The 13,075-nt window shown below is 71.0% G+C and carries 14 protein-coding genes; 2 read left to right on the top strand and 12 right to left on the bottom strand.

The window, feature by feature from the left end; translation table 11 throughout:
• Positions 1–31: 31 nt before the first annotated feature.
• The 7 genes from uvrC to rpe all read right to left on the bottom strand — a co-directional run bounded on the left by uvrC (position 32) and on the right by rpe (position 7,004).
• Positions 32–2,263 carry an excinuclease ABC subunit UvrC gene (gene uvrC / locus ROP_RS34560; protein ID WP_015890627.1) on the bottom strand — a complete coding sequence of 744 codons (2,232 nt, stop codon included), beginning with the start codon at positions 2,261–2,263 and terminating at the stop codon, positions 32–34.
• Positions 2,264–2,331: 68 nt separating this feature from the next.
• Positions 2,332–2,784 carry a PH domain-containing protein gene (locus ROP_RS34555; RefSeq protein WP_015890626.1) on the bottom strand — a complete coding sequence of 151 codons (453 nt, stop codon included), beginning with the start codon at positions 2,782–2,784 and terminating at the stop codon, positions 2,332–2,334.
• 13 nt (positions 2,785–2,797) lie between these two features.
• On the bottom strand, positions 2,798–3,289 hold the full coding sequence (ribH, locus tag ROP_RS34550; RefSeq protein ID WP_015890625.1) for a 6,7-dimethyl-8-ribityllumazine synthase: 492 nt from the start codon (positions 3,287–3,289) through the stop codon (positions 2,798–2,800).
• On the bottom strand, positions 3,286–4,539 hold the full coding sequence (locus ROP_RS34545; RefSeq protein ID WP_015890624.1) for a bifunctional 3,4-dihydroxy-2-butanone-4-phosphate synthase/GTP cyclohydrolase II: 1,254 nt from the start codon (positions 4,537–4,539) through the stop codon (positions 3,286–3,288). The genes ribH and ROP_RS34545 overlap by 4 nt, the downstream gene beginning before the upstream one ends.
• An 80-nt stretch (positions 4,540–4,619) precedes the next feature.
• Entirely contained in the window at positions 4,620–5,228 is a 609-nt protein-coding gene (locus ROP_RS34540) for a riboflavin synthase (RefSeq protein ID WP_015890623.1), read from the bottom strand.
• 11 nt (positions 5,229–5,239) lie between these two features.
• Entirely contained in the window at positions 5,240–6,292 is a 1,053-nt protein-coding gene (ribD, locus tag ROP_RS34535) for a bifunctional diaminohydroxyphosphoribosylaminopyrimidine deaminase/5-amino-6-(5-phosphoribosylamino)uracil reductase RibD (protein WP_043826942.1), read from the bottom strand.
• 28 nt (positions 6,293–6,320) lie between these two features.
• Positions 6,321–7,004, bottom strand: coding sequence for a ribulose-phosphate 3-epimerase (gene rpe / locus ROP_RS34530; protein ID WP_015890621.1), 684 nt, complete (start codon positions 7,002–7,004; stop codon positions 6,321–6,323).
• A gap of 58 nt (positions 7,005–7,062) precedes the next feature.
• On the opposite strand from rpe, the gene ROP_RS34525 reads away from it, so the two are divergent.
• Entirely contained in the window at positions 7,063–7,401 is a 339-nt protein-coding gene (locus ROP_RS34525) for an MmcQ/YjbR family DNA-binding protein (protein WP_015890620.1), read from the top strand.
• A 60-nt stretch (positions 7,402–7,461) separates the two neighbouring features.
• Here ROP_RS34525 and ROP_RS34520 read toward each other — a convergent pair whose 3' ends face one another.
• From ROP_RS34520 to fmt, 3 genes are all read right to left on the bottom strand, one after another.
• Positions 7,462–8,319: a mycofactocin-coupled SDR family oxidoreductase gene (locus ROP_RS34520; RefSeq protein ID WP_015890619.1), complete on the bottom strand. Its 858-nt coding sequence runs from the start codon at positions 8,317–8,319 to the stop codon at positions 7,462–7,464.
• Between the two features lie 129 nt (positions 8,320–8,448).
• Entirely contained in the window at positions 8,449–9,876 is a 1,428-nt protein-coding gene (locus ROP_RS34515; protein ID WP_015890618.1) for an RsmB/NOP family class I SAM-dependent RNA methyltransferase, read from the bottom strand.
• On the bottom strand, positions 9,873–10,796 hold the full coding sequence (gene fmt, locus ROP_RS34510) for a methionyl-tRNA formyltransferase (protein ID WP_015890617.1): 924 nt from the start codon (positions 10,794–10,796) through the stop codon (positions 9,873–9,875). Before fmt ends, ROP_RS34515 begins: the two co-directional genes overlap by 4 nt.
• A 249-nt stretch (positions 10,797–11,045) precedes the next feature.
• Between fmt and ROP_RS34505 the strand changes: the two genes are divergently transcribed.
• A complete protein-coding gene (locus ROP_RS34505) occupies positions 11,046–11,252 on the top strand; it encodes a hypothetical protein (RefSeq protein WP_015890616.1) in 207 nt (68 codons plus the stop codon).
• Positions 11,253–11,315: 63 nt separating this feature from the next.
• Here the strand turns inward: ROP_RS34505 and ROP_RS34500 are convergent, their stop codons facing one another.
• Both ROP_RS34500 and ROP_RS34495 read right to left on the bottom strand, forming a co-directional pair.
• Positions 11,316–12,293, bottom strand: coding sequence for an esterase/lipase family protein (locus ROP_RS34500; protein ID WP_015890615.1), 978 nt, complete (start codon positions 12,291–12,293; stop codon positions 11,316–11,318).
• Positions 12,294–12,392: 99 nt separating this feature from the next.
• Entirely contained in the window at positions 12,393–13,049 is a 657-nt protein-coding gene (locus ROP_RS34495) for a PadR family transcriptional regulator (protein ID WP_015890614.1), read from the bottom strand.
• Positions 13,050–13,075: the final 26 nt, after the last annotated feature.

Raw genomic sequence — 13,075 nt, 5'->3', positions numbered from 1 at the left:
GGCGGACGGTCGCTCTGCGCGTGCTGCTCGTTCACTCGACACCTGTCCGTTGCGATGCGCTCTGTGCTGCCGGGCCGTGCTGCCCTACCGGTTCGCGGGGTAGGTCCGCGCCGTTGCGTTCTGCCGTCACCGGCCCGGTCCGATCTGGTTCATCATCCCCCACTCCCGCGACGTCCGCAGACGGTTCCTCCGCCCCGAGAGCGGTGAGTACCGCCTTCGCCGTGGCCGTTCCGATGCCGGGCACCGCGGTGATCTCCTCGACGGAGGCCTGCTTGAGCTTGGCGACGGATCCGAAATGCGTCACCAGGGCCTTGCGCCGGGTCTCGCCGAGACCGCGAACCGAGTCGAGTGCGGAGGCCGTCATCCGGCGGGACCGTTTGCTGCGGTGGAACGTGATCGCGAAGCGGTGCGCCTCGTCCCGCACCCGCTGCAGCAGGTACAGCGACTCGCTGGTGCGCGGGAGGATCACCGGGTCCTCCTCCCCCGGCACCCACACCTCCTCGAGCCGCTTGGCCAGGCCGATCACCGCCACGTCGGTGATGCCCAGTTCGTCGAGCACCGCCGAGGCCGCGGCGACCTGCGGGGCTCCGCCGTCGACGACGTACAGGTTCGGTGGGTACGCGAACCGCCGCGGCCTGCCGGTCTGCGGGTCGATCGCCGCCTCCGGGGCGAGGTCGCCGCCGTCCCCGCCGGACACCTGGTCGCCGTCCGTGTCGGACACCTGGTCGCCGTCCGTGTCGGACGCCTGGTCGCCGTCCGCCCCGGCCGCTTCCGCCCGCAGCACCCCGACGTCACGGTTGTGCCGGAGGAACCGGCGCCGGGTGACCTCGGCGATGCTGGCGACGTCGTCGGAGCGGCCGTCACCGGCCGCCTCCTTGATGGCGTAGTGCCGGTAGTCGGACTTGCGCGGCAGGCCGTCCTCGAAGACGACGAGGGAGGCCACCACATCGGTGCCCTGCACGTGGCTGATGTCGACGCATTCGATGCGCAGCGGCGCCGAGTCCAGGTCGAGGGCCTCCTGGATGCCCTGCAGGGCCGCCGACCGCGACGTGAAGTCGCCGGCGCGGCGCAGCTTGTGCTGTTGCAGCGCCTCCATCGCGTTGCGCTGCACGGTCTCGGCAAGCGCTTTCTTGTCGCCGCGCTGGGGCACCCGGAGACGCACGGCGGAGCCGCGGAGACCGCTGAGCCATTCCTGCACCTGCTCGGCGTCCGGCGGAAGCACCGGTACCAGAACCTCCCGCGGCACCCCGCTGCTGCCCGCCTCCTGGTCGGCCGCACCCGACAGCGCCGCCTGCTCACCGTAGAACTGGGTGAGGAACTGCTCGACGAGCAGCGGCAGATCGGAGCCCGCCGCGGAATCGACCGCGGCCCAGTCGATGACGTCGCCGGCCTTCTCGACCACCCAGCCGCGCTGCCCGCGGACGCGGCCGCCCCGGACGTGGAACACCTGGACGGCGGCCTCGAGTTCGTCGGTCGCGAAAGCGGCGACGTCGGCGTCGGTGCCGTCGCCGAGCACGACGGCCTGTTTCTCGAGCGCCCGCCGCAACGCGCCCACGTCGTCGCGCAGTCGCGCCGCCGTCTCGAAGTCGAGTTCCTCGGACGCCTGCTGCATCCGGGCCTCGAGCTGCCGGACCAGCTTGTCGGTGCGCCCCGACAGGAAGTCGCAGAAGTCCTCGACGATCTTGCGGTGTTCGGCCGCGGACACGCGTCCGACGCACGGCGCGGAGCACTTGTCGATGTAGCCGAGCAGGCAGGGGCGGCCGATCTGGTTGTGCCGCTTGAACACCCCGGCCGAGCAGGTGCGGGCGGGGAAGACCCGCAGCAGCAGGTCGAGGGTTTCGCGGATGGCCCACGCGTGCGAGTAGGGGCCGAAGTAGCGGACACCCTTGCGCCGGGGGCCGCGGTAGACGAACAGCCGCGGGTACTCCTCGTTCAGGGTGACCGCGAGAACCGGGTACGTCTTGTCGTCCCGGTAGCGGACGTTGAAGCGGGGATCGAATTCCTTGATCCAGTTGTACTCGAGCTGAAGCGCCTCGACCTCGGTGCTCACCACGGTCCACTCGACGCTGCCGGCCGTGGTCACCATCTGGCGGGTGCGCGGGTGCAGCGTCGAGACGTCGGCGAAATAGGAATTCAGCCGTGATCGAAGACTCTTCGCCTTCCCGACATAGATGACCCGGCCGTGCGGATCGCGGAACTTGTACACCCCCGGGTCGACCGGAATCGTTCCGGTCGCGGGGCGATATGTCGAAGGATCGGGCACCCCTCCACGTTAGTCGGCGCCACCGACCAACCCCGCATTCGCGACGTCGCGGACGGGCGGCCCGCCGGTCAGGACGGCGCGTACTCCGACGCGAGGGCGCGGAAGCGGTCGACGGCGTCCACCGCGTACTCGCGGTCGTTCGACTGGATGGCCATCACGGCCAGGTACTCGTCGTCGGGCAGTTCGATCCGGGCCCACGCCGCGCCGTCCGGGAAGGACAGCCCCTCGTACAGGTCCCAGTCCACGATGCGTTCACCGAGCACGTTGCGCACGGCGATGCCGCGGGGCCCGATGCGCACCCGCGGGCGGGTCAGCAGCAGGACGGCGGCCGCGAACAGGCAGCCGATGCCCGCGAACGCCAACTGGTCGGCGAGCCGGAAGTACACGCCCGTCGAATCGCCGCGGAGCAGGATTGCGAACGTCACGTGCACGACCACGAGCAGGATCGCCACCCCGATCGCGTAGCGGCGGGACTTGCGCGGCTTCGCGACGAGTGTCCACTCGGATTCGGGGGTGGTCACGGGCGGATCCGGCTCATGCGAAGGACTCCTCGGCTCGGCGCAGCCGCGCCAGCGTGACAGCGGTGTCGAGCGCGGCCGCGCACGCCTGCCCGCCCTTGTCCTCGACGGATCCGGGGAGGCCGCTGCGGTCGACGGCCTGCTGCTCGGTGTCCGTGGTGAGCACACCGTTCCCGACCGGGGTGCTCTCGTCGAGGGAGACTCGGGTCAGACCGGCCGTCACGGCGTCGCAGACGTATTCGAAGTGCGGGGTCCCGCCGCGGATCACGACACCGAGCGCGACGACGGCGTCGTGGCTGCGGGCGAGCGCCTGCGCCACCACGGGCAGTTCGATGGCGCCCGCGACGCGGACCAGCGTGACGTTCTTCACGTTCGCCTCGGCGGCCACCTTCTGCGCGCCGGCGATCAGCGCCTCCGAGATCTCTGCGTGCCAGCTGCCGGCGACGATGGCGAGCCGGAGGTCGCCGGCCTCCCCGAGCTGCAGCTCCGGCAGTCCCTCGCCGCTCACAGCATCTCCCCGGCTTCGAAGTCGTCGAGCCCGATCAGGTCGTGGCCCATGCGGTCGCGCTTGGTGCGCAGGTACGTCAGGTTCTCGGCGTTGGCCCGCAGCGGCATCGACACCCGCTCGGTGATCTGCAGTCCGTAGCCGTCGAGTCCGACCCGCTTGGCCGGGTTGTTGGTGAGCAACCGCATCGAGGAGATGCCCAGATCCACCAGGATCTGCGCGCCGATGCCGTAGTCGCGGGCGTCGGCGGGCAGGCCCAGCTCGAGGTTGGCGTCGACGGTGTCCGAACCCGCGTCCTGCAGCTGGTACGCCTGCAGCTTGTGCATCAGGCCGATGCCCCGGCCCTCGTGCCCGCGCATGTACAGGACCACCCCGCGACCCTCCTGCGCGACCATGTCCAGGGCGGCGTCGAGCTGCGGCCCGCAGTCGCAGCGCAGCGAACCGAACACGTCGCCGGTCAGGCATTCGGAGTGCACGCGCACCAGCACGTCGCTGCCGTCGCCGTCCGGGCCGGGCAGGTCGCCGCGGACCAGCGCCACGTGCTCGACGTCGTCGTAGATGCTCCGGTAGCCGACGGCCGTGAACTCGCCGTGCCGGGTGGGGATGCGCGCGGACGCGACCCGCTCCACGTGCTTCTCGTGCTTGCGGCGCCACGCGATGAGGTCGGCGATGGAGATCAGCGCGAGGTCGTGGTCGTCGGCGAAGACCCGCAGTTCGTCGGTCTGGGCCATGTGGCCCTCGTCCTTCTGGCTGACGATCTCGCAGATCACCCCGGCGGGCCGCAGGTCGGCCATCCGGGCCAGGTCGACGGCGGCCTCGGTGTGGCCGGGACGGCGCAGCACGCCGCCCTCCTTGGCCCGCAGCGGCACGACGTGGCCGGGGCGGGTGAAGTCCTGGGCGCCGCTGGACGGGTCGGCGAGCAACCGCATGGTGGCGGCGCGGTCGGACGCGGAGATGCCGGTCCCGATGCCCTCGCGGGCGTCGACGGTGACGGTGTACGCGGTACCGTGCTTGTCCTGGTTGGTGGCGTACATCGGGGGCAGTCCGAGACGGTCGCAGTCGGCGCCGTCGAGCGGCACACAGAGATAGCCGGAGGTATATCGCACCATGAAGGCCACCAACTCGGGGGTGGCCTTCTCCGCGGCGAAGATGAGGTCTCCCTCGTTCTCGCGGTCCTCGTCGTCGACGACGACGACAGCCTTGCCTGCGGCGATATCCGCAACGGCGCGCTCGATAGTGTCGAACCTGGTCACGTGCTCGGTCTCCAAAGTCTGGGCTGACGCATCTTCGAATACAACGGATGCATCCGTGGGATGCTCCTCAACAGTACGACTCAGCGGCCGGCCGCTTGCAGCCGCTCCACATACTTCGCGATCACGTCGACCTCGAGGTTGACGGGCGTCCCGACGGACGCCGCCCCGAGCGTGGTCAGCTGCAGCGTGGTCGGGATGAGCGAGATCTCGAAGTATTCCGCGCCGCGTTCCCCGCCGAGCGCCGACACCGTCAGCGACACACCGTCGACCGTGATCGACCCCTTCTCCACGACGTACCGGGAGATGGCGTCGGGAAGGGCGATGCGCACGATCTCCCAGTTCTCGGACGGGCTGCGGCTGATGATGTGCCCGGTGCCGTCGACGTGGCCCTGGACGAGGTGGCCGCCGAGGCGGCTGTTCAGCGCCGCGGCCCGCTCCAGGTTGACGCGGCTGCCCACGTCGATCTTCTCCAGACTCGACCGGTTCAGCGTCTCCTGCATGACGTCGGCGGTGAAGGAGCCGTCGGCGAGCACCTCGACGACGGTCAGGCACACACCGTTCACCGCGATCGAATCACCGTGTGACGCATCGGAAGTCACGACCGGACCACGCACGGTGAACCGTGCGGCGTCGGCCAGTTCCTCCTTGGCGACGACCTCACCCAATTCTTCGACGATCCCGGTGAACACTGTGGCTTCTCCTACTTTCGGTGACTGTCAGGGTATTCGGACACTGCTGGAACCAGACTCAACAACAGATCGGGGCCGATTGTTTCGACCGACTCGTGCCGGAACCGCAGGGCGCCGCCGATCGTGTGCACACCCGCCTCCGACACCGCGGATGCACCCGCACCGAGGATCAGCGGGGCGAGGTAGGCCTGGATGCGGTCGACCCGGCCCGCTGCGAGGAACGCGCCCGCCAGCCGTGGCCCGCCCTCGAGCAGCACGTCGGTGTACTCGGAGAGCGCCGCGAGGACCTCGTCCACGTCCCGGGTGCGCAGCCGCAGCGTGGGCGCCGAGTCGTCGAGGACGCGGGCGCCGGGCGGGATGTCGCCGAGTCCGACGACGACGCGCACCGGCTGGTGCGCCGCGAGCGACCCGTCGGGCGTCCGGGCGGTCAGGCGGGGGTCGTCGGCCAGCACCGTTCCCGTCCCGACCACGATCGCGTCGAGTTTCGCGCGATCGGCGTGCACGCGTTCCCGCGCCTCGGGACCGGTGATCCACTGGCTGGTGCCGTCCGCGGCCGCGCTGCGTCCGTCCAGTGTGGCCGCGTACTTCCAGGTCACGTGCGGCCGTCCGGTGCGCTGCCGGTGCAGCCAGGCCCGGAGCGGGCCGCGTTCGACGTCGTCCGCGCGCAGACCGGACGTCACCTCGACGCCTGCGGAGACGAGCGCCTCGGCGCCGCCCGCGGCCTCCGGGTTCGGGTCGCCCACCGCGTAGTGCACGGCCACCACGCCGGCATCGAGGAGCGCCTGCGAGCACGGCCCGGTCCGGCCGTGGTGGTTGCACGGTTCCAGCGTGACGACGGCGGTGCCGCCGCGGGCGGCGTCCCCCGCCTCCCGCAGCGCGACGACCTCCGCGTGGGGGCCGCCGGGCGGCTGCGTCATCCCGACGCCCGCGATGCGCCCGGCGGCGTCGAGGACCACGGCGCCGACCGCCGGGTTCGGGCTGGTGAAGCCGCGCGCCGACTCCGCGGCGCCGATCGCGATCTGCATCGCGGCGTCGAGGTCCGCGGCCGAATTCTCGTGCCGCACGTGGGAGTTCACGACGAGCCGGGCGCCGCTACCGCGACAGGCTCAGGTGCGGCGACGCCTTCGCGGCGCTGGCACGCAGGGCGCGCACGGCCTCCGCGGGATCGCCGGTGCCGTAGACGGCGGAACCGGCGACGAAGCAGTCGACGCCGGCCTCGGCGGCGGCCTCGACGGTGTCGGAGTTGATGCCGCCGTCGATCTCCACGACCAGCCGCAGCTCACCCGAGTCGACGAGGCGTCGGACGGCCTTCGCCTTCGACAGGACCTCCGGGATGAACGACTGACCACCGAAGCCGGGTTCGACGCTCATCACGAGGAGCGTGTCGAAGTCCTTCAGGATCTCCAGGTACGGCTCGATCGGCGTGCCGGGCTTGACGCTGAGGCCGGCCTTGGCGCCGGCGGCGCGGATGTCGCGGGCGACGGACCGGGGATCGTCGGTCGCCTCGGCGTGGAACGTGACGTTGTGCGCCCCCGCCTCCGCGTAGGGCGGCGCCCAGCGGCCGGGGTCGTCGATCATGAGATGGCAGTCGAGCGGGATGTCCGTCGCCGCGAGGAGACTCGTCACGACGGGCAGGCCCAGGGTCAGGTTGGGCACGAAATGTGCGTCCATCACGTCGACGTGCAGCCAGTCGGCACCGGCGACCGCGTCCGCCTCCTCGGCGAGACGCGCGAAATCGGCAGACAGAATGGACGGTGCGATCATCGGGGTTGCCACGCGCCGAAGTTTAGTCGTACGCGTGTGGGGGCCGGGTCACGCGGTCCATACTGGGCCCATGCCGACCTGGACGGACGTCGTGGCGATCGGTGCGTCCCTGCCGGAGGTGCAGGAGAGCACGTCGTACAACACCCCGGCACTGAAGGTGGCGGGCAAGTTGCTCTCCCGGTTGCGAACCGAGTCGGACGGCGGCCTGGTGGTGATGTGCGGCCTCGACGAGAAGGCGGCCCTGCTGGCCCAGGGCGCACCGTTCTACACCACACCGCACTACGACGGTCACGGTTCGATCCTCGTGGATCTCGAGAACGTCGACGTCCCACAGCTGACCGAGTTGCTGCGGGACGCCTGGCGGATCAAGGCCCCGGCGAAGCTGCGCAAGCAGTTCGACGAGATCTGACGAGTTGGCGAGGGCCCGGGCGGCGCCCGCACACCGGCCCGGACCCTCCTGGAATCGGCGTCAGACGCCGAGCTTGAGGCCGGCCCCGGCATCGACCCGCAGTTGCTGACCGGTGACGAACCGGGACTCGTCGGACGACAGGAACACCACCGCGTGCGAGATGTCCTCGGGTTCGACCCACGGGGTGGGCATCGCCTGCATGAACGGGAACGTGACCTTCGCGTCCTCGGCGGTCGGATTCTCGAGGTCGGGGCGGAACGTGCGGAACATCGGGGGACTCTGCAGCATGTCCGTGTTGCAGTTGGTGGGATGGATCGCGTTGACCCGGATGGACTTCGGGCCCAGGGTGAGCGCGAGCGAGTTGGTGTACGTCCACAGCATCTTCTTGGCGAGGCCGTAGCCGTCGCCGCCCGGCCCCTGCAGCGCCTGCTGGCCGTTCAGGCCGGTCTGCGGGACCAGGCCGGCCACCGATCCGGTCGCGATGATCGACGCGCCGGCGTCCAGGTGCGGGAGGGCCGAGTGGATCGTGTTGACCACCCCGACGAAGTCGACGTCGAACGCATCGACGAAGCCCTCGACGGGCACGTCGTTCCCGAGGGGCGCGATTCCCGCGTTGGCGACCACGACGTCCAGCCGTCCCAGCGTCGCGACCGCGGCGTCGAGTTCGCGGCGCAGCGCCGCGCGGTCGCGGACTTCCACCTTGGCGGTGACGACGCGACGTCCCGCCTTCTCGACCAGCCGTCCCGTCTCCGCGAGGTCGGCGTCGGTGGCCAGCGGGTACCCGTTGGATGCGATGTCCTCGCAGAGGTCGAAGGCGATGATGTCGGCGCCCTCGTCGGCGAGATGCACCGCGTGACTACGCCCCTGACCCCGCGCCGCTCCCGTGATCAGAACGACCTTCCCCGCTACCCGATTCATCTGAAGTCCTCCACTCGCTTCGTGACGTACGTCTCTGTCGCGAGAAGAATTAGAACACGTTTCACACAAAAGTGAAACAGGTTCTACCGAGAGTCGGGCAGATGTCCAGGTAACGGGGAGGCGGCCGTCCTACGGCTTGCGCAGCGCGGCCATGAACATCGCATCGGTCCCGTGCCGGTGCGGCCAGAGCTGGACGCTCGGACCGTCCCCCAGACCCGGCACCCCGGGAACGAGTTCACGCGTGTCGAGCGCCGTGAGCCCGTGGCGCCGCACCGCGTCCGCGACCACGGCCACCGTCTCGGACAGGTGCGGCGAACACGTCGCGTACAGGATCACGCCGCCGGGGCGAACCAGGCCGGCGGCCGACGCGAGGAGTTCCCGCTGCAGTTTCGCGAGACCCGCCACGTCCGACGGCTGCCGGCGCCACCGCGCCTCCGGACGCCGGCGCAGCGCACCCAGTCCGGTGCACGGCGCGTCGACCAGAATGCGGTCGAACCCGCCCTCCAGCCCGGGATCCCGGCCGTCGGCGACGTGCACGTCCACCGGAAGTTCCTTCGTCGTCTTGCGGATCAGGTCCGCGCGGTGCGCCACCGGCTCCACGGCGTCGAGGCGCCCGCCCTCGATCCCGGCGAGGGCACCGAGCAGAGCGGCCTTGCCGCCGGGGCCCGCGCACAGGTCGAGCCAGCGGCCGGCGTCCGGTCCGTCCAGCGGCGCCAGCGACAGCGCGCGGGCGACGAGCTGGCTGCCCTCGTCCTGCACCCCGGCGAGCCCCTCCCGGACCGCGTCGAGCAGACCGGGGTCGCCGCCGTCCAGGTAGACCGCGTACGGCGAGTATCGGCCCACCTCGCCGCCGGTGGCGAGCGCGAGTTCCTCCGACGAAATCTCCCCCGGGCGGGCGACGAGATGCACCGCGGGCCGCGCGTCGTCCGCGATGAGCACGTCCTCGAGTTCCCCGGCGTCGGCGCCGAGCGCGTCCGCGAACACCTGCGCGATCCAGGTGGGGTGCGCGTGCTCGAACGCCAGCCGGCCCACCGGGTCGGCCGGGGCCAGCCGCTCCACCCACTCCGCCTCCGATCGCTCCGACACCCGGCGCAGCACGGCGTTGACGAATCCCGCCTTCCCCGGGCCGGCCTCCGCGCGCACCAGGTCGACGGACGTGGCGACGGCGGCGTGCGGGGCGACGCGGGTGCGCAGCAGCTGGTAGGCGCCCAATTGGAGGACGTCGAGGAGCGGTCCGTCGATCTCGTCGATCGGCCTGCCCGCGCAGTCGGCGATCACGGCGTCGAGAAGCCCGCGGGCACGGGCTGCCCCGTACGCCAGTTCCGTGGCGAGGGCGGCGTCGCGTCCGTCCAGGCGCCGCTCACGCAGCAGCCCGGGCAGCACCAGATTGGCGTAGGCGTCGCGTTCCCGGACGGCACGCAGCACGTCCCTCGCGGCGAGCCGCGGCTGGTCGAGCCCGGACTGGGACGCGTCGGGGCGGCGCGCCTGCCGGGGGCGATTGTTGCGGGCGCCCGAGCCGGACTGGCCGCGGCGTGCGGGCCTTCTGGATTCGCTCACTGTGCCCGTACCTCCGCGTCGAGTCGTGCGCCCCGCGCCCAGTCCAGGGCGGCCATCTGTTTCTTGCCCTGCGGCTGGACGCGGTCGAGCCGCACCGCCGCCGTGGACGTCCCGATCAGAAATCCGGACTTGGTCACGGAGATCTCCCCCGGCTCCAGTCGCTCGTCCGTGGGGGTGACCGGGCCGACCTTGAGGCGCACATCACCGATCGTCGTCCAGGCGCCGGGCCCGGGGGTCACCGACCGGACGTGCCGGTCTACCACCGCAGCTGGTCTGTCCCACCGGATCCGGGCCGCCTCGACCGTCACCTTGGCGGCGTGCGAGACCCCCTCGGCCGGTTGCGGGACCGCGGTGATCGCACCGTCCTCGATCCCGTCGAGAACCGACTCGAGGAGCGCGGCGCCACTGTCGGCCAGCCGTCCGAGGAGGTCGCCCGCGGTGTCGGTGTCGCGGATCCGCTCGGTGACCACCCCGTAGACCGGGCCGGTGTCCATCCCCGCCTCCAGCCGGAACGCGCTCGCGCCGGTCATGTCGTCGCCCGCGCCGATCGCGGCCTGCACGGGGGCGGCCCCCCGCCACGCCGGCAACAGCGAGAAGTGCAGGTTCACCCAGCCGTGGGCCGGGATGTCGAGCACCTTCTGCGGCAGCAGCGCCCCGTAGGCGACCACCGGCGCGCAGTCGGGCGCGAGGTCCGTGAGGCGGGCCAGGAACTCCGGTTCGGTGGGCCGCTCGGGGGTGAGCACCTCGATGCCGTGGGAGTCGGCGAGTGCGCCGATCGGTGAGCGGACCACCTTGCGTCCACGGCCCGCGACCGCGTCCGGGCGGGTGATCACCGCCACGACGTCGTGGCGCGGCGACCGGATCAGGCGTTCGAGTGAGGGAACGGCGGGCTCGGGGGTTCCGGCGAAGACTATGCGCACGCCGGCGACCCACACGACGGACGGTGGACCGCTGCGCGGGCCGAAACGGTACTCACGAAGGAAGCTCCCCTTTGATCGACGATGTGCCGACCAGTCTAGGGAGTCGCACCCGGGCCGGAACACTCGGCGAACGGTCGGCGAATCGATTCCGCAGAACCGCCCACAGCGACGGCGGACGGGTATTGACTGTTCTGAGGCCGGCGCGAACGGTCGGGCCGGTGTCCCGTTTTCGAACCTCTGGAGGTAACGATGGCAGGAATCGAGAGCAAATTCGACAAGGCCTATGAGACGAAGCCCGTCGAAGAACTGGCAGGCGCCCCCGTCGCCGCCCTGCAGGGTGTGAGCGATTCCGACGCCGAACACCTGGCCGCCGCGTTCAACATCAAGACCGTGAAGGACCTCGGCACCAACAAGTACTTCCTGTGGGCGCAGGCCGTCGCGAAACTGGCGGAGTAGCAGCCACACACGAGAAGAAGCGGGGCGTCGTGCAGTGCACGACGCCCCGCTTCTCGTGTGTTCCTAGCGGTTGCTGTCGACGATCACCTGCGGGATGTCCGCGCCGATCGGGACGAACCCGCACCGGGCGAGCGGGGTCGCGGCCGGGTCGAGCGCCGCACGGACCAGGTCGAGCGCGAACGGATCGTACGGAGCCCGGAAGTGTCCGGTGCCGTCCTCGGGGCAGCGATCCTGGATCAGGATGTTCTCGGCCCCGGCGCCACGGAGCGCCATGTTCGTGTACGGCTGGATCATTTCGTCGTACCGTGACCCGATCGTCGTGTACGCGACGCCGGGAACGGTGTCGCCGCCCGCGTTGAGGTCGGTCATGAACGGCGAGCCCTGCATCTGCTGACTGACGGCGACCGACGTCACCGTGCGGGCGAAGTCCGGGCCGCCGGGCAGTGCCTGCACGACCGGAACGAGGCCGTACATCACTCCCCCGTAGCTGGGCGACGCCAGTCCGACCCAGTGGTCGACGAACGGGGCGCCGCCGAGCTTGTTGACGTAGTACCTCGTGACGTTCGCGCCCTGCGAGTAGCCGACGACGTCGACCTTGCCGGCGCCGGTGGCGTCGCGGACCCGGTCGACGAACCGGCCGAACTCCTCCGCGCTCGCGACGATGTCCTCGGTCCCGAACGATTCGGCGCCCGGCGCCCCGCCGTAGTTGAGCGCGAACACGCAGTAGCCGTCCGCCGCGAGCATCGGCGACAGGGCGGCCCAGTCCGCATACGCGCTGGCGTCCGTGCCGTGTGCGAGCACCACGGGGTCGGGACGGTCCGGCGAGGGCGTGCAGGAGAAGTCGTTCGATCCGGCGGGCGCGCTGCCCGGGTGCTCGTGGGCGTACAGGGCGGCGGCACTACGGCCGGTCTGCGGGAGCCCGGCCGTGGCCGGAACGGCGGGTGGGGACGGGGATGCATCGTCCGCACGAGCGGTGGACACTGCGCCGGACATCAGCAGGACGACACCCGCGACGACCGCACCGGCACCCCGAAACCTCATGATTCCTCCCGACTTCGCTGCGACGTTTCTGTGAACCCTCCCAGAACGTGCACGCGCTGTCGCGTCGGGCCGGCCGCGTCTCCGGTGTCGCGTGGTGCCCTACGAGTCGGTGTCGCCCTTGCCGGTATCGCCTTGATCATCTTCCGCGAGAAGGCGATACAGCGCGCGCCGCGCCTCGGTGAGAATCTCGCCGGCCCGGCGGACCTGATCGTCGTCGCCGACCGCGGCGACCTGCCCCGCAGCACCCATCAGCAGCCCGATCAGGCCCCGCAGGTCCTCGGCGGGCCTGCCGACGCTCTCCCGCACGTCGTCCCACGGGGTGCCGAGTTCGGTTTTGTTCGCTTCGACGAAGGCCGTGCCCTCGTCGGTGAGGCGCGCGGTCTTGCGGCCCGCCACCTTCTCGATGAGCACCAGGCCCTCGTCCTCGAGCTGCGACAGCGCGGGATAGATCGATCCGGGACTGGGCTTCCACACCCCGTCGCTGCGTTCGACGATCTGCTGGATCAGCTCGTAGCCGTGCATCGGCTGCTCGGTGAGCAGCAGCAGGATCGCGGAGCGGACATCGCCGCGCCGTCCCCGCCCGCCCCGCCCGCGTCCGCGGCCGAAGTGCATTCCCGGACCGAAGCCGGGACCACCCTCGGGGCCGAAGCCGCCTCGGCGGTGTCCGTGACGATGCGGCCCCTCGGGCCGTGCCATCCGTTCGCGTCCGAATCGTTCCCGACGGGAACCTCTGTGTTCGAAATGGAAGTCTTCCATCATCAGCCTCCTTCTGTATCGTTGAT

This window comes from Rhodococcus opacus B4 (assembly GCF_000010805.1).
Taxonomy (GTDB): domain Bacteria; phylum Actinomycetota; class Actinomycetes; order Mycobacteriales; family Mycobacteriaceae; genus Rhodococcus_F; species Rhodococcus_F opacus_C.
This window is presented reverse-complemented; position numbering and strand designations above follow the sequence as displayed.